At 58.6% G+C, this 22,941-nt stretch carries 23 protein-coding genes; 16 read left to right on the forward strand and 7 right to left on the reverse strand.

The window, feature by feature from the left end; translation table 11 throughout:
- The first annotated feature begins 7 nt into the window (after nt 1-7).
- On the forward strand, nt 8-892 hold the full coding sequence (locus tag ACI2JR_RS03285; RefSeq protein WP_462477874.1) for an SDR family oxidoreductase: 885 nt from the start codon (nt 8-10) through the stop codon (nt 890-892).
- Between the two features lie 69 nt (nt 893-961).
- Here ACI2JR_RS03285 and ACI2JR_RS03290 read toward each other — a convergent pair whose 3' ends face one another.
- From ACI2JR_RS03290 to ACI2JR_RS03300, 3 genes are all read right to left on the reverse strand, one after another.
- Nucleotides 962-1,756, reverse strand: a complete 795-nt coding sequence (locus ACI2JR_RS03290; protein WP_462477875.1) for an MBL fold metallo-hydrolase — start codon at nt 1,754-1,756, stop codon at nt 962-964.
- A gap of 162 nt (nt 1,757-1,918) precedes the next feature.
- On the reverse strand, nt 1,919-2,554 hold the full coding sequence (locus tag ACI2JR_RS03295) for a carbonic anhydrase (protein WP_462477876.1): 636 nt from the start codon (nt 2,552-2,554) through the stop codon (nt 1,919-1,921).
- Between the two features lie 211 nt (nt 2,555-2,765).
- Entirely contained in the window at nt 2,766-3,536 is a 771-nt protein-coding gene (locus ACI2JR_RS03300) for a DeoR/GlpR family DNA-binding transcription regulator (RefSeq protein WP_132730744.1), read from the reverse strand.
- Nucleotides 3,537-3,627: 91 nt separating this feature from the next.
- On the opposite strand from ACI2JR_RS03300, the gene ACI2JR_RS03305 reads away from it, so the two are divergent.
- On the forward strand, nt 3,628-4,011 hold the full coding sequence (locus ACI2JR_RS03305; protein WP_132730743.1) for a VOC family protein: 384 nt from the start codon (nt 3,628-3,630) through the stop codon (nt 4,009-4,011).
- 34 nt (nt 4,012-4,045) lie between these two features.
- Nucleotides 4,046-4,687, forward strand: a complete 642-nt coding sequence (locus ACI2JR_RS03310) for a CatA-like O-acetyltransferase, family 1 (protein ID WP_132730742.1) — start codon at nt 4,046-4,048, stop codon at nt 4,685-4,687.
- Nucleotides 4,688-4,729: 42 nt separating this feature from the next.
- On the opposite strand, the gene ACI2JR_RS03315 is transcribed toward ACI2JR_RS03310, so the two are convergent.
- Nucleotides 4,730-5,233, reverse strand: coding sequence for a DUF1543 domain-containing protein (locus ACI2JR_RS03315; RefSeq protein ID WP_462477877.1), 504 nt, complete (start codon nt 5,231-5,233; stop codon nt 4,730-4,732).
- Nucleotides 5,234-5,518: 285 nt separating this feature from the next.
- Here ACI2JR_RS03315 and ACI2JR_RS03320 point away from each other — a divergent pair, with 285 nt between their 5' ends.
- The 9 genes from ACI2JR_RS03320 (at nt 5,519) to ACI2JR_RS03360 (ending at nt 15,097) form a co-directional block, all read left to right on the forward strand.
- On the forward strand, nt 5,519-6,742 hold the full coding sequence (locus ACI2JR_RS03320; protein WP_132730740.1) for an SfnB family sulfur acquisition oxidoreductase: 1,224 nt from the start codon (nt 5,519-5,521) through the stop codon (nt 6,740-6,742).
- Nucleotides 6,729-7,418, forward strand: a complete 690-nt coding sequence (locus ACI2JR_RS03325) for a methionine ABC transporter permease (RefSeq protein WP_132730739.1) — start codon at nt 6,729-6,731, stop codon at nt 7,416-7,418. Before ACI2JR_RS03320 ends, ACI2JR_RS03325 begins: the two co-directional genes overlap by 14 nt.
- A gap of 43 nt (nt 7,419-7,461) precedes the next feature.
- Nucleotides 7,462-8,238: a MetQ/NlpA family ABC transporter substrate-binding protein gene (locus ACI2JR_RS03330; protein WP_132730829.1), complete on the forward strand. Its 777-nt coding sequence runs from the start codon at nt 7,462-7,464 to the stop codon at nt 8,236-8,238.
- A 63-nt stretch (nt 8,239-8,301) separates the two neighbouring features.
- Nucleotides 8,302-9,345, forward strand: coding sequence for a methionine ABC transporter ATP-binding protein (locus ACI2JR_RS03335; protein WP_462477878.1), 1,044 nt, complete (start codon nt 8,302-8,304; stop codon nt 9,343-9,345).
- A gap of 148 nt (nt 9,346-9,493) precedes the next feature.
- Complete coding sequence (locus ACI2JR_RS03340) at nt 9,494-11,197, forward strand: ABC transporter substrate-binding protein (protein ID WP_462477879.1); 1,704 nt, start codon at nt 9,494-9,496, stop codon at nt 11,195-11,197.
- A 45-nt stretch (nt 11,198-11,242) separates the two neighbouring features.
- Nucleotides 11,243-12,202, forward strand: a complete 960-nt coding sequence (locus ACI2JR_RS03345; RefSeq protein WP_132730736.1) for an ABC transporter permease — start codon at nt 11,243-11,245, stop codon at nt 12,200-12,202.
- Nucleotides 12,202-13,149 carry an oligopeptide ABC transporter permease gene (gene opp4C, locus ACI2JR_RS03350; RefSeq protein ID WP_462477928.1) on the forward strand — a complete coding sequence of 316 codons (948 nt, stop codon included), beginning with the start codon at nt 12,202-12,204 and terminating at the stop codon, nt 13,147-13,149. Before ACI2JR_RS03345 ends, opp4C begins: the two co-directional genes overlap by 1 nt.
- Nucleotides 13,146-14,126, forward strand: coding sequence for an ABC transporter ATP-binding protein (locus ACI2JR_RS03355; protein ID WP_462477880.1), 981 nt, complete (start codon nt 13,146-13,148; stop codon nt 14,124-14,126). Before opp4C ends, ACI2JR_RS03355 begins: the two co-directional genes overlap by 4 nt.
- Nucleotides 14,123-15,097 carry an ABC transporter ATP-binding protein gene (locus ACI2JR_RS03360; protein ID WP_462477881.1) on the forward strand — a complete coding sequence of 325 codons (975 nt, stop codon included), beginning with the start codon at nt 14,123-14,125 and terminating at the stop codon, nt 15,095-15,097. The genes ACI2JR_RS03355 and ACI2JR_RS03360 overlap by 4 nt, the downstream gene beginning before the upstream one ends.
- A gap of 136 nt (nt 15,098-15,233) precedes the next feature.
- Here the strand turns inward: ACI2JR_RS03360 and ACI2JR_RS03365 are convergent, their stop codons facing one another.
- Together ACI2JR_RS03365 and ACI2JR_RS03370 are read right to left on the reverse strand one after the other, a co-directional pair.
- Nucleotides 15,234-17,639, reverse strand: a complete 2,406-nt coding sequence (locus ACI2JR_RS03365; protein ID WP_132730732.1) for a membrane-bound PQQ-dependent dehydrogenase, glucose/quinate/shikimate family — start codon at nt 17,637-17,639, stop codon at nt 15,234-15,236.
- A 281-nt stretch (nt 17,640-17,920) separates the two neighbouring features.
- Nucleotides 17,921-18,838 carry a DUF535 family protein gene (locus tag ACI2JR_RS03370; RefSeq protein WP_132730731.1) on the reverse strand — a complete coding sequence of 306 codons (918 nt, stop codon included), beginning with the start codon at nt 18,836-18,838 and terminating at the stop codon, nt 17,921-17,923.
- Nucleotides 18,839-19,144: 306 nt separating this feature from the next.
- Here ACI2JR_RS03370 and ACI2JR_RS03375 point away from each other — a divergent pair, with 306 nt between their 5' ends.
- Nucleotides 19,145-19,285, forward strand: a complete 141-nt coding sequence (locus ACI2JR_RS03375; protein ID WP_132730730.1) for a hypothetical protein — start codon at nt 19,145-19,147, stop codon at nt 19,283-19,285.
- Nucleotides 19,286-19,339: 54 nt separating this feature from the next.
- On the opposite strand, the gene ACI2JR_RS03380 is transcribed toward ACI2JR_RS03375, so the two are convergent.
- Entirely contained in the window at nt 19,340-20,230 is an 891-nt protein-coding gene (locus tag ACI2JR_RS03380) for a LysR family transcriptional regulator (RefSeq protein WP_165905752.1), read from the reverse strand.
- A 142-nt stretch (nt 20,231-20,372) separates the two neighbouring features.
- Here ACI2JR_RS03380 and ACI2JR_RS03385 point away from each other — a divergent pair, with 142 nt between their 5' ends.
- The 3 genes from ACI2JR_RS03385 to ACI2JR_RS03395 are packed head-to-tail and all read left to right on the forward strand — an operon-like array spanning nt 20,373 to nt 22,930.
- Complete coding sequence (locus ACI2JR_RS03385; protein ID WP_132730728.1) at nt 20,373-21,080, forward strand: CoA transferase subunit A; 708 nt, start codon at nt 20,373-20,375, stop codon at nt 21,078-21,080.
- 2 nt (nt 21,081-21,082) lie between these two features.
- Entirely contained in the window at nt 21,083-21,739 is a 657-nt protein-coding gene (locus tag ACI2JR_RS03390; protein ID WP_132730828.1) for a CoA transferase subunit B, read from the forward strand.
- A gap of 9 nt (nt 21,740-21,748) precedes the next feature.
- Nucleotides 21,749-22,930, forward strand: a complete 1,182-nt coding sequence (locus tag ACI2JR_RS03395) for an acetyl-CoA C-acetyltransferase (protein ID WP_462477882.1) — start codon at nt 21,749-21,751, stop codon at nt 22,928-22,930.
- Nucleotides 22,931-22,941 lie beyond the last annotated feature (11 nt).

A 22,941-nucleotide genomic window follows, 5' to 3' on the forward strand; every position in this document is an offset into this window, starting at 1 on the left:
GGACCGTATGAGCGATAACGCAACACTCACAGCCCAGTATCCCCAGCCCCCTTTTGCCGACCAGCCGCAAACGCCGCCCGGTTTAGCATCTGAAATGGTCCCTGTAGCGGATCACGGTGAGACCAGTTACCTTGGTTCTGCGCGGCTTACGGGGAAAAGAGCACTGATTACCGGCGGTGACTCCGGTATTGGCCGCGCGGTGGCGATCGCCTTTGCTCGCGAAGGCGCCGACGTGGCGATAAACTATTTGCCGGAAGAGGAATCTGATGCCCGGGAGGTGATCGCTCTGATTGCCGCCGAAGGGCGCAAAGCGGTCGCGCTTCCCGGTGATATTCGCAGCGAAGCGTTTTGCCAGGCGCTGGTTGAAAAAGCCGTCAGCGAACTGGGCGGCCTCGATATTGTGGTCAATAACGCCGGGCGCCAGCAGTACTGCGAATCGCTGGAAGATCTCGCGACCGCCGATTTCGACGCCACCTTTAAGACCAACGTCTACGCGCCGTTCTGGATAACCAAAGCCGCGCTGCGCCATCTTCAGGCCCATAGCACGATCATCAATACCTCTTCCGTGCAGGCCTTTAAGCCCAGCCCGATTCTCTTTGACTATGCGCAGACCAAAGCCTGCCTGGTCGCCTTCACCAAATCGCTGGCCAAACAGCTAGGGCCAAAAGGCATTCGGGTCAACGCGGTCGCTCCCGGTCCCTACTGGACGGTGCTGCAATCGAGCGGCGGCCAGCCGGAGGAAAAAGTCCGCCAGTTCGGCGCCGATACGCCGTTGGGCCGTCCGGGACAACCGGTAGAGATCGCCCCGCTGTACGTAACCCTCGCTTCTGACGCCTGTTCCTTCACCTCAGGCCAGGTCTGGTGCTCGGATGGCAGCGACGGAGTGTTGTAACGGCAATTTCCACGGTTAGCTTGCGATGAGAGGCCGGTAGAAAGGGCCTCTCATCGCGCTTAACGCTCGTTATCCACGCAGGCAGGCGAGATATTTCTGTGCGGAACGCTGTACCCTTTCATCCGCGTTTTCCGTCATATTTTGCCCTGCGAAGGCCCCGTACAGGCGGGCAAACTGCACGCCGGCCAGGCGCTGCATGATGTGTTCAATCGCCGACGCGGGCAGCGGCAGCATATTCGGGTAACTCCACATAAAAGAGACCGCGTCCGCCCCGGGGGTCACCTGCAGAATGTCGCCCACCAGCAGCGCGCCATCGCCCTCACGCCAGTGCAGAACGGTTCCCCCGGCGAAATGCCCGCCCAGCCGCAACAGCTGTACCGAGGGGCATAGCGCAAGCGCATCGCCTTCCCACAGACGAATCGCCGGACTATGGCGCACGATCCACTCGCTATCGCTGGCATGCAGATAGATTGGCGCGTCAAAGGCATCCGCCCAATCTTGCATGGTGGTGTAGTAATGGGGGTGGGAAATCGCGATGGCATGGATACCGCCGAGCGCAGTTATCAACGCCTGCGTGGCGGCATCGAGGTTGGCAATGCAATCCCACAGAATATTGCCCTGCGGCGTTCTGAGCAGAAAGGCGCGCTGGTTGATGGCGAACCGGGGAACGGTTGTAAGGCTAAACAGCGCGCGGTGATGCTGCTGCCAGGCGTTGGTATGACGGCTGATGAGATCCTCAAAGGCTACCCACGCCTGCCCGCTGGCCGGGACATACTGGCGCTCATCGTCACAAATCTTACAGCGTAAGATTGTGGCACTTCTTTCGTCATATGACGTGCCGCAGGTTTTACACAGCTTAATCATTCCCCCTCCTTTCGCAGCGATGGCAAAGCAGTAATGAGTATGGCAGATGCGCGGGTGATGGCCCGGCATGCCGAAGGCGACAGGAAAGCCACAGCGAAGATGGGAGAAGAGTAAAAAAGCGGGGCGCGGATACCCAGGGCTTCCCTGCCCTGAAGAGCGAAATTACGCGAAGTAGACGTCAGGGTTCTCAGACAGCGAGACGAAGGTCCCGGTATTCTTATCAAGCGCGCCGATGACGCCGCTTTCGATATCATAGACCCAGCCGTGCAGGCGCAGGGCCTTATCACGCAGGCCGACGGCAACCGACGGGTGAGTTTTGATGTTGTTCAACTGCGCAATGACGTTTTCACGTACCATGGCATTCACTTTATCGATTTCGCTATCCCAGGTTCTCTTTTCCACGACCGCTTTTGCCGCATCGGCATAGCGCAGCCAGTGGGAAACCGCCGGCATCGAATCCAGACACTGGCAGGTCGCGACCGCAGTCATCGCCCCGCAGTTAGAGTGGCCGCAAATAACAATATCGGTGACGGCGAGGGCGACAACGGCATACTCAATGGTCGCGGATACGCCGCCCGGTTCAGGGCCGAATGAGGGCACGATATTCCCCGCGTTACGAATGACAAAGAGCTGTCCCGGTTCCTGCTGGGTCACCAGTTCTGGTACCAGGCGACTGTCTGAGCAGGAGATGAAAAGCGCTTTCGGATTCTGGCTGGAGGCCAGGCTACGGAAGAGTTCTTTACGCTGCGGGAAGATCTCTTTCTGGAAGTTGAGGAAACCCTCAATGATATGTTGCATAGCAGTGTCTCTTTTCTCGGTATGAATTACGGTATGACAAAGATCACAGTTTGCTAGTGTAGCACCGCCGGGCTGAATGGGAATCGTTAATAAAACTGACAATTTTGTTGCGGTTTTAGCGCGAAAGAGCATTGAAGTGGAGCCGGCAGCCTGCCGGCAATATGTCGATCGAGCGGTCACGAGACGCCAGATGCGGCGGCGTTCCCCCCGTTCAGACGGTATAAATCCGGATATCGTGCTCGCGAAACGTGGCGCTATATTCCCGGCTGACGTTCTCTTCCACCACCAGCACATCGATGGCGCTACTTTCAGCCACCACGAAACGCGCCACCGCCGGGATCTTGTCTGAGGTCAGGCCGACGATAATCTCGCTGCACTGCTTAATCACCGCTTTTTTGAATTCACAATCGGCGTAGTCAAACCCGGTCAGGCCGGATTCCGGCGCCATCGCACAGCCGCCGATAAAACCCTGGTCAAACAGCACGCCCTGCAGCTGGGCCACCGCCGAAGTCCCGACGCAGCCACCCGAGGCCCGTTGAACCTGGCCGCCGAGAATCACCACGTCATACAGCGGTTTTTTCAGCAACGCCGCGGCGATTTCCGGTGAGTTGGTCACCACCGTCAGCGCCAGCTCCGCGGGCAAGGCCTCCGCCATCGCCAGATTGGTGGTACCGGTATCGATAAAAATGCAGCCTCCGGGTTTCACCAGTCTTGCGCATTTTTGCGCGATTCTGATTTTTGTTGCCGCATTTTTGTCTTTCCGCGCGCTGTAATCTCCGGCCTCCGGCAGGTTCATCACCGCCCCGCCGTAAACCTTTTTACAGAAGCCATCTTTGCTAAGTTCATGTAGATCCCGGCGAATTGTATGCTCCGAGACATTTAAGCGGATTGCCAGTTCCGCACAGACCACCCGACCATTCTCCTGCAGAATCTGGCAAATAAGCGCTTGTCGCTGCTGTGGGAAAGCTGCATAATCGAGCATTATAACTCCTGAAATAACCTTAACCGAGCAATAAAGAGCATGTTCATGCATTGCCCGGCGTCTGTCAACATACGCTACAACGAGGTTTACAATGAAAGTCGCCCACATCGCCTTATGGACCCGCCAGCTTGAACAGCAGGCCCGCTTCTGGACCGATTTCTTTCAGGGCCAAATCAATGAAAAATATTGCAGCCGGACCAACCCCGGTTTTACATCCTACTTTGTGAAGATCGGTGACGATATTGCCATAGAACTGATGAGCAAGCCGGGTCTCACCGAGGCAACGGCGGACAATAATCACACCGGCTGGGTCCATCTGGCTATTGCCGTAGGCGGTGCGCAGCAGGTCGACGCGCTGGCGAAACGCGCCGATGGGCAAGGGATCCTGGTCTCCCCGCCGCGGACTACCGGCGACGGCTATTATGAGGCGGTGATCAAAGACCCGGATGGCAACCTGATTGAAATTGTCGCATAGTCATTTCTGCCCCCCTACAGACCAGGAGCCCGCCATGCCTCACTATCGTCTTATTGACAAAGAAAACTGGCCTCGTAAAGACCATTTCGCGTTTTATCGCACCTTTGCCAATCCCGGCTTTAACCTCTGCGTGCCGGTAGAAGCGCAGCGCCTGTATGAATGCGCCAGGGACCGGCAGGTCTCCTTTTTCCAGCTGGCGCTGTATGCGCTATTACGGGCAGCTAACGCCGTCCCTCAGCTCAAACAACGTCTGCTGGGCGATGATATTATCGAATACGCTGAGATTTCAGTGATGACCCCGGTGATGACGACCCGGCAGGGTTTTCGCCAGGTCTGGTGCGACAACGCCCGTGATTTTTCCGCCTTTAGCCGGGCGGCAGCGCCGAATATTGCGGCGGCAAAAACCGCCGATCCGGCGCCGCTGCTCGTTGACGGCGAACATTTCTTCTGCGCAAGCTGCCTGCCATGGCTGCATTTCAGCGCAATCACCCACGCCGAATATTATGTCGGCGCCGCGGTGCCCGCCATCACCTGGGGCAAACTGAAAAACGGCCTGATCCCGGTCGCCGGCAAATTCAATCACGCCTTTGTTGATGGCCTGCATGCCAGCCGGTTCTTCGCCGAGGTCGAGACGGGGTTTGCCGAGCCGGACGCGCTCTGGCAACCGCTTCCCTGACGCCTTCACAATCTTGTGTCAGGCGTCAGAGCGGGCGCGGCACTACACGCCAATAGGTTGATAGCCTTGCCACTCGGGCTTCGCCGCGACGCCTGCCGCGTTGGGGGTCAGATGCAGATACCAGTCGCCCACCTTATCCAGCAGCAGGCAATCGTCGACCGCGGTTAAATTATCTTTATGCTGCTGTTGGGCGCCGCGGAGCAGTTTGTCCAGCGCTTTCTCTTTCGCCTCCCGCGCGTCGTGCGCCACGAACAGATCGAACTCATGCAGTTCCGCCAGCGTATCCGGGCGATAGCCGCCGGCATTGACGAAAAACAGTTTCAGGCCGCCGCTGGCGGGCTCTTTGGCTAATGTCACATCATAGCCATCGGCCCAGCGAATCCGGCTGTAGCCATCGACATGAATTTTATCGGCATCGCCGAACCAGGCCTTGCGCAGGGCCGGCCAGGCCTGCTGAGGGGTTTGCGCGACCACAAACTGAATGTCATGCACTTCAATATTTGATTTACCCGCATTGCCGCCGACATAAAACATAAACAGATTCATTTCGATCCCCAGATGGTCATTTCGCTATATATCACACTACATAACGATGTTTTCAGCAAGTTCCCTTCTCCGTCTGTCGTGAATGCAACAGCGCCGATGCACCGCAGTTGCCTTTGCAGCAGCGGCGCCGGCCGGTAAAAACATAACGCATTGATTTTAATTATCTAAAAAAAATCGTGAAGTTGGCACACCCTTTGCTATTTGTAGATATAACTTATTGGAATGATAGATTATTTAGTTATCTATTTTTTGCATATGCTATTTAGTTAACCACGAGAAATCAGTATGTCAGAGAGCAAAGAGCCTATCAGCTACACCCGCTATGCGCCGGACGCGCACGTCATCCGCAGCGATGAAGAAGCCATTGCCGTCGCCCATGAAATCGCCCGGCTGCTGCAACCCGGCGCCGCGGAACGCGACCGCAGCGGCGTGGTGCCGCCGGAAATTATTGATGCCTTTTCCAATAGCGGGCTGTGGGGGATTACGGTGCCGAAGCAATGGGGAGGTGCCGAGGTTTCCGCCGCCACGCTGGCCCAGGTGATTGCGATTGTTTCCGCCGCCGACCCGTCGCTCGGGCAAATTCCGCAAAACCATTATTGCCTGCTGGAAGACATCCGCCTGCAGGGGAGCGCCGCACAACAGGCCTTCTTTTTTGATCTGGTCTTACAGGGCCACCGCTTCGCCAACGCCCTCTCGGAGACCGGCGGTAAAACGGTGCTCGATATCCGTACCCGGCTGGAAAGGCGCGCGGAAGGCCTGTATATCAACGGGCGGAAAGGCTATTGCACCGGGTCGCTGTACGCCCACTGGCTCGGGATCCTCGCACTCGATGCCGACGATCGCGCCCAACTGGCGTTCGTCCCGCGCGACAGCGCCGGTCTGACGGTGGTCAACGACTGGGCCTGCCTCGGCCAGCGCAATACCGCCAGCGGCACGGTACTGGCGGAGGATCTCGCCGTGGCGCCGTTCCACCTGTTCCCGACGTGGCAATCCTATGCCACGCCAACTCTCGCCGGGCCGTTCGCGCAGTTGACCACCGCGGCGATAGATGCCGGAATCGCCCGCGCCGCCCTTAACGACACGGTCGCATTCGTGCGCGAATTCGCCCGGCCGTGGATTGATGCCGGCGTCGAGCGCGCCAGTGAAGATCCGCTCACCATCTATCATATCGGGCAGATCGATAGTCGGCTGGCCGCCGCCGAGGCGCTGCTGGAGCGGGCGGGCAAGGTACTGGACCAGTTCAGGCATACCCTGAATGAAGAGAATGTGGCCCAGGCCTCCATCGCCGTCGCCCGGGCCAAGGTCTTTACCACCGAAGTCGCGCTGGAGGCCGCCAGCCGCCTGTTTGAACTGAGCGGTACCCGCTCCACCAGCAGCAGTCACAACTTCGATCGCCACTGGCGAAATGCCCGGGTTCACACCCTGCACGATCCGGTACGCTGGAAATATCAGCTGCTCGGCAACTGGGTCTTAAACGGCATTCGCCCCCAGCGCCATGACTGGAACTGAGGTGGCCACCGTGCTGGAGTTTTTCGCCGATATCGACTGGAACGACGTGGCCCTCGCGGGCCTCGATACCTTAACCATGTTGGGCTGGTCGCTGGGCTTTACCGTGCTGATCGGTCTACCGCTGGGCATCGTACTCTATCTCACCGGCCAGCCGCGGCTGCTGCACGCCCCACGGCTATATCGCCTGCTGTCGTTCTGCGTCAACGTGCTGCGCTCGCTGCCGTTCATCATCCTGCTGATTGTGATGATCCCGGTCACCACCCTGATCACCGGCACCTCCCTCGGCGTGCAGGGCACCATTCCGCCGCTGGTGGCGGGCTGTGCGCCCTTCTTCGCCCGGCTGGTGGAAACCGCCTTACGCGAGGTGGACCACGGGTTGGTGGAGGCCAGCTGGTCAATGGGAGGCAATACCGCGCAGCTGATCTGGCACACCCTGTTGCCGGAATCGCGCTCAGGGTTAGTCGCTGCGGTGACGGTCACCGCCATCCTGCTGGTGGATTACACCTCGATGGCGGGCGTCATCGGCGGCGGCGGACTGGGGGACCTGGCGATCCGTTTCGGCTATCAACGCTTTCAGACCGACGTGATGGTCATCACCGTTCTGCTGCTGATCGCCTTAGTACAGATTTTACAGATGAGCGGCGATCGCCTTGTGCGGTACATGAGCCGCAAATAACAAAGACACGCTACTTTTCCAGGAAAAGACAATGAACAACATAGTGCAAAAGACCCTTATCGCTGCCGGGCTGCTGGCCCTCTTCTCCTTACCGGCGGCCGCCAACGAAACGCTGACCGTCGGCGCCACGCCGGTACCGCACGCGGAAATCCTCGAGTTCGTAAAGCCGGAGCTGGCCAAACAGGGCGTGGATTTGAACATCAAAGTTTTTAACGACTTTATTCAGCCCAACCAACAGCTGGCGGAGAAGCATCTTGATGCTAACTACTACCAGTACCGCCCTTTCCTCGATAACTACAACCAGACGCGCCACACCCAGCTGGTGCCGGTAGTGGGCGTGCACATCGAACCTTTCGGCGCCTACTCCAGCAAATACAAAACCCTCAAAGAGCTGCCGGATGGCGCCACCATCGCAATCCCTAACGATCCGGTGAACACCGGACGGGCGCTGGTGATGCTGAGCGATGCGGGTTTGATCGCCCTGAAAAACCCGCAAGATCCGCAGTCGGCAACCCGGGATATCGTCGCCAACCCGCACCATTTCAAAATTCGTGAACTGGAAGGGGCGATGCTGGCCCGCGCGGTCAACCAGGTCGATCTGGCATTTATTTTCGCCAACTATGCGCTGGAAGCCGGCATTGACACCGACAAGGCGCTGCTGGTGGAAAAAGGCAGCGATCTGTACGTCGAGTATCTGGTCGCTCGCCCCGATAACCTCAACGACCCGGGAATTCAGAAGCTGGCAAAAGCCCTGCATTCCGACGCGGTGCGCCATTTTATTTTGACCCGCTACCAAGGCAAAATTGTCCCCGGTTTCTGATAACCGGACGAGCCCGGCGGCCCTCGCGCTGCCGGTATTTCAAGGCTGACGGAGCTTACCAGCGTGACTTTAGAACAAACTGCGGTACCGCATATTCAGCTGACCGGTGTCGGCAAAGCCTATCCCAACGGCGTTCAGGCCTTGCAGGATATCGACCTGACGCTCTACCAGGGCGAAATTTTTGGCATTATCGGGCGCAGCGGCGCCGGGAAATCCACCCTGTTGCGCCTGTTTAATCGCCTGGAAAGCGCCGACAGCGGCGAGATCATCATTCACGGCGAACAGACGTTGCGCTATTCACGTACCCAGCTACGGGATCTGCGCCGCCGGGTGGCGATGATCTTCCAGCACTTCAACCTGATGGCGACTAAAACGGTGGCGCAGAACGTGGAACTGCCGCTCAAAATGGCCGGCGTTCCGCGCGCGGAGAGGCAGCGACGGGTGGATGAGATGCTGGAGCTGGTGGGTCTGAGCGCCCTGCGCGACAGCTGGCCGGCAAAACTCTCCGGCGGGCAGAAACAGCGTACCGGCATCGCCCGGGCGCTGGTCACCCAGCCGGAAATTCTGCTCTGCGATGAGGCCACCTCCGCTCTCGACCCGGAAAACACCCTCGCGGTGCTGAAGCTGCTGAAAGAAATTAACCAGCGCCTGGGGCTGACCATCATCCTCATCACCCACGAAATGGACGTCATTCGTACCCTGTGCGACCGGGTCGCGGTGCTTGAGGGCGGCAAGATCATCGAACAGGGCGAAGTGTGGCGGGTTTTCGGCAACCCGCAACATGACGTCACCCGCAGCTTGACCCGCACCTTGCATCATGGCCGCCCCGGCGAAAATGCCCCGCCGGTCGCCGGCTCCCAGCTGGTGACGCTGCATTTTGACGGCAGCAGCGGCTGTGAACCGAACCTGCAGCATATTGCTTCGTTGCTGGGTACCGGCGCCAGCCTGCTGCACGCCAGCTGTGAACAAATCCAGGGACGGGTCATCGGCCAGCTGCGCGTACGCCTGCCGCAGCCGTTTGACGACGGCACATGGCGCCAGCACGGCTGGGTGGCGGATCGCCTGACGCTGGGCATGGAGCCTGTGGTGGAAAATACCGCCACTTAATACAAAAGTGGCATTTTATTTCCACTTATTTACTAATGACGATTAGATATAAATCATATCTTTTCGTTGTTAGACAGGCCGGGGCGCGCCTCTTATCTTTCGTCATGAATTGTAAATTTAAACGCAATTATTTGATGAGGGAGCACTTTTGTCCAGACTACTGCACGGATTAAAAACCAAACAAACGCGATTCTCGCTTGCTCTTAACATCGCCCTACTGAGCAGCGCGGTAGCATTTTCCTCTGCAGCCAGTGCCGATGAAATCTTAAAAGAAGGGATCACCCCGGCCAGCGATGTCAGCCAGATCCCGGCCGCGGCTAAACTGCGCAAAGATACCGTCGTCGCCGGCATTTCCGAGCCGCAGGGGATCTTTAACCCCTACTTCTTCGTTAACGGCTGGGACGAAAACGTCACGAACGTCATCTTTTCACGGCTAATCGACTGGGATAGCCACGGCAACCTGGTGCCGGGTCTGGCTGAAAGCTGGACCGTGAGCGCGGATAACACCGTGTATACCATCAAGCTGCGGCCGAATCTGACCTTCAGCGACGGCTCGCAGCTCACCGCGGAAGACGTCGCCTTTACCCTCACCGTTCTGCTTGACCCGAAATATGACGGCGATATCGACATCACCCTCGCCAACATTGCCGGCGGCGCCGAATATAAGGCCGGAAAAGCGGACAGCGTCAGCGGACTGAAAGTCATCGACCCGCTCACGCTGCAGGTGACCACCACTCAGCCAGGGGCCACGACGCTGGCGAAAATCGGCGGCCCGGTGCTCTCCAAAGCCTACTATGGCCAAGGCTACCAGCGCGGCCAGCTTGACTATCTGCGCAGCCTGCATGGAAAACCGCTGGGGAACGGCCCGTATGTCTATGACAAATATATTCCGGGCCAGGAGATTCGTTTCCACGCCAACAGCCGCTTCTACCGCGGCACCCCGCCGACGCCGCGCTTTATCTATCGCGTCACCAACCCGTCGACCAATTTCCAGCTGTTCCAGACCGGGGAAACCGACTACGACGCCTTTACCTCGCGCCCGGATGATATTGAACAGCTGAAAATGCTCGGCTTCGCCAATATCAATCTGTATGGCTCCAGCGACTACAGCCAGGTGGAATTCAACGTCCGCCGCCCGGCGCTGCAGGACGCCAAAGTCCGCCAGGCGCTAATCTACGGTCTCGACCGCCAGAAGCTGGTGGATGTGGTGTACCAGGGATATGGCAAGGTGGCGATTGAACCCATCGCCCCCATCTCATGGGCCTATAACGCTGACGGCGTGAATCCCTACCAATACGATCCGGCACAGGCCAAAAAGTTGCTCGACGAGGCCGGCTGGAAACCGGGGCCGGACGGCATCCGCGTGAAGGATGGAAAACGGCTGGAGCTCACGCTGCTGGTAAGCAAGAAGGTGCTTAACGATGCGCTGATCCCCATCGCCAAAGAGAACTGGCAGCAGATTGGCGTGCAGCTGAAGCCTCAGGTTGTGGATTTCAACGCCCTGATGGCGCAGCGCAAAGCGGGCAACTACGACCTCGCCTCCTTCAGCACCAGTACGTTGAACGACCCGCATGACGGGGTATGGGACTTCTACAGTAGCGAAGCGAAAGAGTCGGGCTATCACAATCCGCAGGTCGATCGGCTGATTAACGCCGGCAACTCGGTGCTCGACGTCGAGAAGCGTAAACCGATCTACCACCAGCTGTATAAAGTGCTGGCGGAAGACCCGCCGGTTATCTTCCTCGGCTACCGCGAAATTCTCTCTGCCAGCAGCGCCCGGGTGAGCGGTTTTAAACCGGATATCTATAACGGTCTGACCGGCAGCCTGCCGGACGTGAAAATCGTCAAATAAAAACGCCTGCCGCCGGGGACTCCCGGCGGCTGATGTGAGAGTGTCATGAGAAATTTCATCCTGAGACGGCTGCTGCAAACCCTGCCGATGCTGCTGTTGGCCTCCTTTATCATCTTTATGCTGTTTGCCAAAACGCCCGGTGACTTTATCGACGGTAATATCACGCTGACCGCCGCCCGCGCCGCCGAACTGAAAGCCATTTACGGCCTCGACCAGCCGCTGTTCACCCGTTACCTGCACTGGCTCGGCCAGCTGCTGCAAGGCGACCTGGGGTTCTCCCTGCAGTACCAGATTCCGGTCAGCCAGCTGCTGAACCAGTACATCTGGAACTCCTTCCTGCTGGCGAGCATTGCGCTGGTTTTTTACTGGGGGATTGGCCTGACGGTGGGGATGGTGTCGGCCATGAAACCGAACTCGCTGTTCGACCATCTGGTGAGCGTGGCGGTTTTTGCCGCCATGTCTTTCCCGACCTTTTTCCTCTGCCTGCTGTTGATTAAGTGGTTTGCCGTCGATCTGCACTGGCTGCCGGTCGGCGGCATGACCAACACCGGCAGCGATGACCGCGGCTGGGACTATCTCCTGCAGGTGGCCGCGCATCTGGTGCTGCCGGTGCTGGCGCTGGTGATGCTGCAGGCCGGCAGCCTGACGCGCTACTTCCGCGCCAGCATGCTCGACGTGGTAAAGATGGATTTTATCCGCACCGCCCGCGCCAAAGGGCTGCGCGAACGGACGGTGATCTTTAAACACGCGCTACGTAATGCGCTGCTGCCGATTATCACCCTCCTCGGCTTTGAGCTGCCGGGGCTGTTTTCCGGCGCCATCATCACCGAAAAAGTGTTTAACTGGCCCGGCGCGGGGCACATTCACATCGACTCTCTGGCCGCCCGCGATTATCCGGTCCTGATGGGTTTTACCCTGTTTCTGGCGGTGCTCACCATCCTGGGCAACCTGATCGCCGATGTTCTGTACGCGTGGGCCGACCCGCGCATTCGAGTGAGGTCATGATGCTCAGCTCCCTGTTTTCAACACAACGCCGCCTGCGCAAAGCGGAGATCCCGGCGCTGGCGCAGATCGCACCATCGCCGTGGCGCCAGGCGTGGCAGACGCTGAAACGCAACCGGCTGGCGATGTTATGCCTGGTGTTGCTGGTGGTAATGGCGGCGTGGTGCGTGCTGGGGCCCATCTGGTCGCCATGGAAAGATGACGCGACCGACGCGCTGATGATTAACAAGCCGCCGGGCGCCGGGCACTGGCTGGGCACCGACTTCCTCGGTCGCGATGTCTATACCCGCCTGCTGCTGGCCGGGCGTATTTCCCTGATTATCGGGCTGCTCACCATGCTGCTGTCGGTGGCTTTGGGCTATCTGCTCGGCGCGGTGTCCGGCTATGTCGGCGGGCTGACCGATAAGCTGATTATGCGTCTGGCGGATCTGGTGATGACCATTCCCGGACTGCCGCTGCTGATTGTCGCCGGGGCGATGTTAGCGGAACTCGATTTCTCGCCGGACGCGCGGGTCTACATGGTGGTGATCATGCTGAGCCTGCTGGAGTGGCCGAAGCTGGCGCGGCTGGTACGCGGCCAGTGCCTGTCGCTTCGCGAGCGCGACTTTATGCTGGCCACTCAGGTGCTGGGGCTCTCCGCACGCCGCCGTCTGTTTGGCCACCTGCTGCCCAACACCATTCCGATCCTCGTGGTGATGGCGACCATGGCGGTGGCGAACGCCATTCTGAGCGAATCGGCGCTGAGCTATCTGGGGCTGGGCGTGGTGCCGCCAACCCCCTCGTGGGGCAACATGATGGACGCCGCCAACAGCCTGATCGACTTCCAGCGTCGGCCGTGGCTGTGGATGCCGCCGGGGGTTGCCATTTTTATCACCGTGATTGCGATTAACGTGCTGGGTGATGGCCTGCGCGATGCAATGGATCCCAAAATGAAACAGAGGCTGAAATGAGCGCGCCGTTAATGACTTTTAAACACCTTTCGCTCTCTTTCGCCGCCGGAAAACAGCGCGTACGGGCGGTACAGGATGTCTCATTCACTCTGCACGCCGGGCAAACCGTCGGCGTGGTCGGTGAATCCGGCTGCGGAAAAAGCGTGACCGCCATGGCGTCAATGGGGCTGTTGCCGCCCCAGGCGGCGCACATTGAGAGCGGTGAAATCCTCTTCGCCGGGCAAGACCTGCTGCGTCTGAAAGCGAGCAAAATGGCGGACCTGCGCGGTAACCAGCTGGCAATGATTTTTCAGGAACCGATGACCGCCCTGAACCCGGTATTGACTATCGGCGAGCAGCTTTGCGAACCGCTGATTCGCCACCGTGGCGAATCGCCGAAGGCCGCCTGGCAGCATGCCACGGATCTCATTAGCGAGGTGGGTTTAGCCCGCGCCGGCAGCCTGATGAACAGCTACCCGCACCAGCTCTCCGGCGGGATGTTGCAGCGCATCATGATTGCGATGGCGCTGAGCTGCCGGCCAAAGCTGCTGATTGCCGATGAACCCACGACCGCCCTGGATGTGACCGTACAGGCGCAAATCCTGCGCCTGCTGCGCGACCGGGCGCAGGCGCATCAGATGGCGATGATGCTGATCACGCACGACCTCGGGGTGATCGCGCAAATGGCGGAACAGGTGGTGGTAATGTACGCCGGCAGGGTTGTCGAATCCGGCCCGACGGCCGAGATCTTACGTCGCCCGCAGCATCCCTATACCCAGGGGCTGATCGCCTCGCGTCCGGTGCCCGGTGAACGACGTCGCCGCCTGTACTCGATTCCCGGCCAGGTGCCGGATCTGGCCGCGCTGCCGCCGTACTGCGCCTTTGCCGATCGCTGCGAACGCGCCAGCGCCCATTGCCGCCGCGCTATCCCCCCGCTACTGGGGGGCCACCGGCAGGCCGCCTGCTTTCACCCTACGCTCGCGGAGCCCATCGTATGAACCCTGAATATGTTATTGAAGTGGATGGCTTGAAAAAATACTTCCCGCTGCGCGATGGGCTATTTGGCCAGCAGAGCGGACAGCTGCGGGCGGTGGACGGCGTCAGCTTTAAGATTCGCCAGGGGACCATTTTTGGCCTGGTGGGCGAGTCCGGCAGCGGTAAAACCACCGTCGGCCGCACCCTGCTGGGGCTGTATGAAAAGACCGCCGGGAGCGTGAAATACCGGGGTCGGGAGCTGTCCACCCTCTCGCCGCGGGAGATGCAGGCGCTGCGCCCGAAAATCCAGCTGGTCTTTCAGGACCCCTATAGCTCGCTCAATCCGCGGATTCGGGTGGGCGATGCCATTGGCGAAGCCATGTTGCAGCATCAGCTGTGTAGCCGGGCCGAGCTGTATGATAAAGTGATTGCGGTGATGCGCATCTGCGGCCTGGCGCCGCACCATTACAACCGCTTTCCGCACGAGTTTTCCGGTGGCCAGCGCCAGCGTATCGGCATCGCCCGCGCGCTGATCCTCAACCCGGATTTCATTATTGCCGACGAGCCAATCTCGGCGCTCGATGTCTCCATCCAGGCGCAGATCATCAATCTGTTTTCCGATTTGCGCGACGATCTCGGCGTCACCTTCCTGTTTATCTCCCATGACCTTGGCGTGGTGGAACATCTGTGTGACGACGTGGCGGTAATGTATCTCGGGCAGCTGGTGGAGACCGCCGGCCGCGATACGCTGTTTGCGCAGCCGCTGCACCCGTACACCCGGGCGCTGCTGGCGGCGGTGCCGACGCTGGACCCGAACGGCGAACCGCTGGCCATCGTACAGGGGGAGATTCCCGATCCGGCGAACCCGCCTCCGGGCTGTCGTTTCTCCTCACGCTGCCCGCAGGCCAGCGATCGCTGCCGCCGCGAGATACCGGCGCTACGGGAGGTCGCCGCAGGACACCACGTGGCCTGCCATCAGATGTCGCCCGCTTAGCCCGGCTAAGCGAACGCGCGAGCCTGTTGAGCCAAATAAGGTAATTTCGCGATAAGCAAAAAAATACCAGTCAGCGGTGAAACTGACTGGTATTCCCCGTCAGGGGGAGCTAACGCAGCGGGTCGGCCTCAGACCGCTACTCTTCCAGGGCATAGGCAATAATATCGTCGCCCACGTCCGGCGAGTGGCTGGCGCCGCCGGCGGAAATCACCACGTACTCTTTCCCGGTCTTCGGTGATTTATAGATCAGCGGAGCGGCCACCGCCCCCACCGGCAGACGAGCGCGCCACAGCTCTTTACCGGTGGCTGAGTCCAGCGCACGCAGGTAGTTATCCTGAGTCCCGGCAAAGAAGATCAGCCCGGAAGCGGTAGAGGTCGGGCCGCCCAGGGTCGGCATTCCCAGCGGAATGTGCAGATGCGTTTTCAGCCCCAGCGGACCGGTATCTTCCACGGAACCCATCGGCACCTGCCACATCAGCTGGCGGCTGTTCAGGTCGATAGCGCTCATGGTGCCGAACGGCGGCGTATTACACGGCACGCCCAGCGCGGACTGCAGGATATCGATCCGCACGCCGCCGTATGGTCCGGCGATTTGCGGACGCACGGTCCCCATGAAGCCCGGAACTTCGTCAGTGGAGACTTTGTATTTCGCCATGTCCTCCTGACGCACCAGCGACATTCTCAACGGCATACGCATATCGTTAACAAACAGCGTGCCGGTCCGTTCATCAATTGAAATACCGCCCCAGTTCATGCCGCCCAGCAGGCTCGGCCACTCGATATACGGTTTTTCTGATGGCGGAGTATACATTCCCAGATAGGTCGACTCTTTGAAGTCAATACGGCACATCAGCTGGTCAAACGGCGTGACGCCCCACATCGATTTTTCCGTCAGCGGCTCTACGCCAAGCTGCGGCATCCCGGTAGAGAACGGCTGAGTGGCGGAGAGATGTTCGCCTTCAGCGCCTTCATGGGCGACCGGCCGCTCTTCCACCTGCGTCACCGGCTTGCCGGTACGACGGTCCAGCACATAGATTTGCCCGGTTTTGGTGGTCTGAATCAGTACCGGAACCTCTTCACCCTGGTCATTTTTGATGTGGAAAAGGACCGGTTGTGAGGGTAAATCGTAGTCCCAGATATCATGGTGCACGGTCTGGAAGACCCATTTTGTTTCACCGGTGCTGGCATCCACCGCCACCACGGAAGAGCCGTATTTCTCTTTAGCCGCGTTACGATCGCCGCCCCAGTAATCCGGCGGACCGTTACCGGTCGGCAGATAAACCAGGTTCAGCTCTTTATCGAAGCCGGGCACCGTCCAGACGTTAGGCGTTTCGAGGGTGTAGACGCGGCCCTTTTCCGGGTCGCTAATATTTTCCGGCTGGCCCACATCCCAGGCCCAGACGACTTTACCGTTGCGCACGTCAAACGCGCGAACCACGCCCGACGGTTCGCCGTGTACGATATCGCGTACCCAGCCGCCCAGCACCGCAATGTGTCCCATGATCACCGGCGTGGAGGTCGGATGGTAGCGTTTGCTGTTTTCGGTGTTATCCATCCCCTGTTTCAGATCGACGCTGCCGTGCGTGCCGAAGTCATCGCACAGTTCGCCGGTTCTGGCATTGAGCGCCAGCAGACGCGCGTCGACGGTAGACACCAGAATCCGCTGCGGACACTGCTGCAGCGCCGGGCTGGCCTTCTCTTGCGCGCTCAACGACGTATCGCTTTGCACGTCATAGTAGCCCACGCCGCGGCAGGTAACGTGCTCCGCGGTCTGCGCGTGCGGGTCAAAACGCCAGCGCGCTTTGCCGGTATCCGCATCCAGCGCGGTCACCACGTTTAGCGGCGTACAGGAGTATAGGGTGTCGCCAATTTGCAGCGGCGTGTTTTCATCCACCCCAATCCCCGGGCCGGTGACCCGACGGCCGGTGTGATAAGTCCACGCCACCTTCAGGTTCTTGACGTTCTCAGGGGTAATATCGTCATATGGCGCAAAACGGGTGCCCGACGCGTCACGGCCGAAAAATTCCCAGTTATCACTTTGCGCAGCCAGGGTCGGCTTGTTATCGCCGGCGGCTTTGACCACGCCATGATGAATGCCGCCATGCGGGTAAAATGCCGAGACCAGCGTCGCCAGCAGCGCGAGGAATATCGCCGAGGCGCTCCAGTTGGCATAGCGGACATGCGCGCGTTTCACCGGCAGCGTCGTGGCCAGCCACAGGCCGAGCATCAACAGCAGCGCGGGAACCACCAGTCGTGGAATCAGCCCCCAGTAGCTCAGCTGCACTTCATAGAGCGCCCAGACGAGGGTCAGCAGGAAGGTAATGATAGCGAAAGGAAGGACGTAGCGACTGCGGATGACGTATCCGACGGCGATCAGCAGATAGGCCAGGCCGGCCAACAGATACCAGGCGCTGCCGCCTAGCGAGAGGAGCTTGCCGCCCCAGAGAGTCAAAAACAGTCCAATCCCAAAACTCAGTACCACAAAGAGTAGTCGGTAAACGGTGAAGAAAATCCCTCTTCCGCTACCTTGTTGTTCGTCCATATCTCATCCCATACGACGTTAGTCGATATAACCAATGTATTTATTTTTAACAGTGTCTTATCAGAAAATGACCGGGCACTGACCACATAACATGCTGGTTGGACGCTCATGAGCCGAGCGAAGAACGTAATAAAGTATAAGGATATGTAAAAGTTATGTAAAACCATCCCGCATTAAATGTTTAAATTTTTTTAATTTATAAAAGGAAGTTGAGCGAGCAGAAAGGGATAAGTTGGGAGGAGAGTGGCGGGTCAACAGCCCCCTGTTGACCCGCCAGTCGCTTACTGCAGCTTAGTCGCGGGCGGCTGTGCGCTGATGTTTCGCAAGGCGGCCATCAGCTCCAGCTGCGCCAGCTCCTTCAAACTTTCACGTTTGATAAACTGGCTGCGATGCTTACTTTTTACTTCTTCAAGACTTTTCTTTATCTCATGCGGCGGTAATTTATACCATCCGCGGCGGTGCTTTTCGCCACCGAGTTCCAGCCACAGCTCGGCGTAACGGCTTTTCAGCCGTTCGCTTTTGACGTGAAAATCTGAGTCGATCGCATAGATCTCTTTAATATCGCAATACTGCAAAAAAGCGTACAGCAAAGAGATAATTAAATTTTTCGGCCGCGCACCGTGTAACTCTTTGGTCAGCACTTTAATTTCATCATTAGCAATATCCTTCCCGCCCTGAATTCCGCCAATATACGCCCGGCGATCTTCAGTACAGGAAAAACAGATGCTATAGATGCGTTTGTCACCCTGTAACATTAATAGCATCAGCTCGCCCTCTTCCTGAAAAGGCGAAGCCAGCAGCTTAACCGCAAGGTGGGTGCCGTTTTTCAACGGAATTTCTGCCACCGGCAGCCCGAAGTCCTGCACATTATACAGCTGCGGCAGCACCGTCGGACTGAAGGTTTTTTCTATAAAATTCAACGAACCATAAGCAATAGCCAGCTTGGTTCTTTTGGACATTTTTTTATTCAAATACGCTTTGAACGGCTTATCCTGGAAACTGACCAGCCCCTCGGTGGCGCCGGTCAATCTGGCGCAGACGTATTTATCACAAAGTTCTTGATATTCCTTATACTTTCCCCCTGCGAGAGGTATTTCTCTGCATTTTCGTAAGACCTTTTTATATTTGAGTTTAATTTGACAAATAAATTTATTATTTTTTCGCCATTCTTTGATGGCAACTGTTGCTGTTGGCGCCATTGATCAAGATCCATAGAATCAACCATAATCACGGCCATAATATCATGAATAGCCCAGGTCAACGCCTGATTGCCAGTTTGTTGTCCTTTCATTTAATAAGTAGCCAGATAATCATTTTTACGCATTCAAAATAATAATCATCTGTCAACTCTTATTATTAGCGGTAAACGCGAGGAGGCTGTCGAAATAACCGGCAACAGCACCAAATTATCGCTATGTGCGGTCGCCTGCCGGCCTGGGTTCATCCCCTGGGGGTTTTGTTCTATAATCTGCTGACGGTCAAAACTGAACTAAAGTGGGTAACTCATGGAAATTGATCTCGACAACCTGGTTTTCAGCGGTCTGGAAGAGGCGGAAGAGCGTAACGCCGAACGCCTTGAAGATGCTGACAAAAAAGCCGAGGCGATTGTTGCCGATGATGATTGCGGCGACGCCTGCAAAATCTGATTGCTGAACCGGCTAACCACGCCGGTTTTTTCTTCTGTCCCCTGTACCGGCAGCTCAAGCCGAAAAAGCCGCCTTCAACGTCTCCAGCAGCGCCTGAGCCGCTTTCGACAGCTGCATATGCCCGGCATGAATCACCCCGATACATTTTTCAATCGGCGGGTTATCGAGCGGCAGACACACGGTACCCAGCGCCTGCATTTGCGACTGGCATAATGCCGGTACGGCGCTGCCGCCAAGACCGCTGGCGACCATTCTCCCCACCGTCACCAGTTGGTGACTCTCCAGCGCCACATCCAGCTTACGCCCGCTGCGCGCCAGCTCCTCTTCAAGCATCAGGCGCACCGCCGAAGGCCGTTGCAGAGTGATAAAGTCGAGCGTCAGCAGTTCCTGCCAGCTTAGCCGGCGCCTGCTGGCCAGCGGCGACGCCTTCGGCACAATGGCGACAAAACGGTCAACCCCCAGCGGGGTAAACAGCAAATTGTTGGCTGGCGCCGGTTCGAACGCGATCCCCATTTCTACCCGACCTTCACGAACCATTTCAATCACCTGCTCGTTAATCACGTCATGAACCGTCACGTTGATACCGGCATAACGGTCGCGAAATGCTTTCAGCACTTCGGGCAGGACGTTCGCCGCAAACGAGGGCATCGCCGCCACCGATATTTTGCCGCGCTGCAGGGTGAAGCTCTGCCGCATCGCCTCTTCGACGTTGTCCCAGTCCGCCAGCAGCTGGCGCGCCATCGGTAAGAAACTCTCCCCTTCCTGAGTCAGCGTCACTTTGCGGGTGCTGCGCTGCAGCAGCGCGCCGCCCAGCACCTCCTCCAGGCCTTTGATGGTCAAACTAAGGGCCGGTTGCGAAAGATTCAGCCGCTCGCTGGCATGGGCAAAATTGAGAGTGTGAGCTACCGCTAAAAACGCGCGTAACTGTTTGACACTCATTCTCATTTCTTCACCCGTTAACTAATTGAAAAGATTTAGTTAACAATAAATTAATAAGAAAACCAAATGAGTGGGTCACAAATTCAAAATTAACAAATCAGTCAGCGCCGCCAATGATAACCCTATCGCAAGCCAGCAGAGGTGAAACATGGCAGGACTGGACAAGCGCGTCGCCAGCTACGAGGCGGCGCTGGAAGGACTAACGGATGGAATGACGTTGCTGGCCGGCGGCTTTGGCCTGTGTGGTATCCCTGAGAACCTGATTGCCGAAGTCAAACGCCGCCGGGTGCACGGGCTGACGGTGGTATCGAATAACTGCGGCGTTGATGGTTTTGGTCTCGGCCTGCTGCTGGAAACCCGCCAGATATGCAAAGTGGTGGCGTCGTACGTCGGTGAAAACGCGCTGTTTGAACAGCAGGTGCTCAGCGGTGAACTGGAGGTGGACCTCACCCCACAGGGGACGCTGGCGGAAAAAATACGTGCCGGGGGCGCCGGCATTCCCGGGTTTTATACCGCCACCGGCTACGGCACGCCGGTGGCGGAAGGCAAAGAAGTCCGCCAGTTCGCGGGCAAAAACTACATCCTCGAAGAGGCGATTCGCGGCGATTTCGCCCTGATTAAGGGCTGGAAAGCCGACTGGTACGGCAACGTGATCTATCGCCATACGGCGCAAAACTTTAACCCGCTGATGGCCGCCGCCGGGCGCATTACGGTGGTAGAGGTTGAAGAGATCGTGGCGCCGGGCGAGCTGCCTCCCTCCTCCATCCACACGCCAGGAATCTACGTCGACCGGCTGATTGTCGGTCAGTTCGAAAAACGCATTGAACAGCGCACGCTGCGCGCAGGGAGCCGCTGATGATGTTGACTCGTGAACAAATGGCGATGCGCGTCGCCAGAGAGCTGCGCGATGGCGACTACGTTAACCTCGGCATCGGCATCCCGACGCTGGTGGCGAACTACATCCCGGAGGGTATCGACGTGATGCTGCAATCCGAAAACGGCCTGCTCGGCATGGGCGGTTTTCCGCACGAGGAACAGCTTGACGCCGATATGATCAACGCCGGCAAGCAGACCGTCACCGCCCGCAGCGGCGCGGCGATTTTCGACTCCGCCCAGTCCTTCGCCATGATCCGCGGCGGCCATGTCGATTTAACCGTTCTCGGGGCCTTTGAAGTCGACATCGAGGGCAATATCGCCTCGTGGATGATCCCCGGAAAGATGGTGAAAGGCATGGGGGGGGCGATGGATCTGGTTGCCGGGGCGCAAAACATCATCGTGGTGATGACCCACGCCTCGAAAAGCGGCGAATCCAAACTCCTGCCGCGGTGCACCTTGCCGCTGACCGGCGTCGGCTGTATCCGCCGGGTGCTGACCGATCTCGCCCTGCTGGAAATTCGCGACGGCGCCTTCGTGCTGCGAGAATACGCGCCGGGGGTCACCGTTGACGAGATTGCCCGTAAAACCGCCGGACGGCTGATTGTGCCGGACGATGTCTGCGAAATGCGTTTCAACTAAGGAAGCAGAATGAAAGAAGTGGTGATTGTCAGCGCGCTCAGGACGCCGATCGGCAGCTTTCGCGGCGTTTTCTCGACGCTTTCCGCCGTCGACCTCGGCGTTGCGGTGGTACAAGGACTGCTGGCCCGTAGCCAGCTTCCGGCATCGGAAGTGGATGAACTGATCTTCGGTCAGGTGCTGACCGCCGGCTGCGGGCAAAACCCGGCGCGGCAAACGGCATTACGCGCCGGGCTGCCGGTCACCAGCGCCGCGGTCACGGTCAATCTGGTGTGCGGCTCCGGGCTCAAGGCGGTACAGCAGGCGGTGCAGTCGATCCGCTGCGGCGACGCCCAGGTGGTCATCGCCGGCGGCCAGGAGAGCATGAGCAATGCCCCTTACCTGGTCGACGGCGCCCGCGCCGGACTGCGGTTGGGCCATACCAGCATGCTGGACAGCATGATTCAGGACGGACTGTGGGACGCCTTCAACGATTATCACATGGGGATGACGGCGGAAAACCTCGCCGACCAATTTGCCATTAACCGCCAGCAGCAGGACGCCTTCGCCGTGCAATCGCAGCGCAAAGCGGCCGCGGCGATCGAGGCCGGCCGCTTTCAGGCAGAGATTATCCCGGTGAGCGTCAGCCAGGGGAAAAAACCGCCGCAGGTGATTACCGGCGATGAACAGCCCCGGCCGAATGCCAGCGCAGAACAGCTGGCGCAGCTCCGCCCGGCGTTTCGCCACCAACACGGCACCGTCACCGCCGGGAATGCCTCCTCGCTGAACGACGGCGCGGCGGCAGTACTGCTGATGAGCGCCGACAAAGCGCGTGAGCTGGGGCTGCCGGCGCTGGCTCGCATCGTCAGCTCAGGGGTGGCGGGCGTCGATCCCGCGGTGATGGGGCTCGGTCCGGTCAGCGCCTGTCAGAAGGCGCTGGAACGGGCCGGATGGACGCTCGATGAGGTCGATTTAATCGAGGCCAATGAAGCCTTTGCCGTCCAGGCGCTGGCGGTCGGCGAGGCGCTGGGCTGGGAGAGCCATAAGGTGAACGTCAACGGCGGGGCGATCGCATTAGGCCACCCGATTGGCGCCTCCGGCTGTCGGATCCTCGTAACCCTGGTGCACGAAATGCAGCGCCGCAACGTCAGAAAGGGGTTGGCTACTCTCTGCGTCGGCGGTGGCCAGGGTATCGCGATGACCATTGAACGCTAACAGGAGTCACT

Source organism: Klebsiella sp. NPDC088457 (assembly GCF_044900465.1).
In the GTDB taxonomy this organism is placed as follows: domain Bacteria; phylum Pseudomonadota; class Gammaproteobacteria; order Enterobacterales; family Enterobacteriaceae; genus Klebsiella.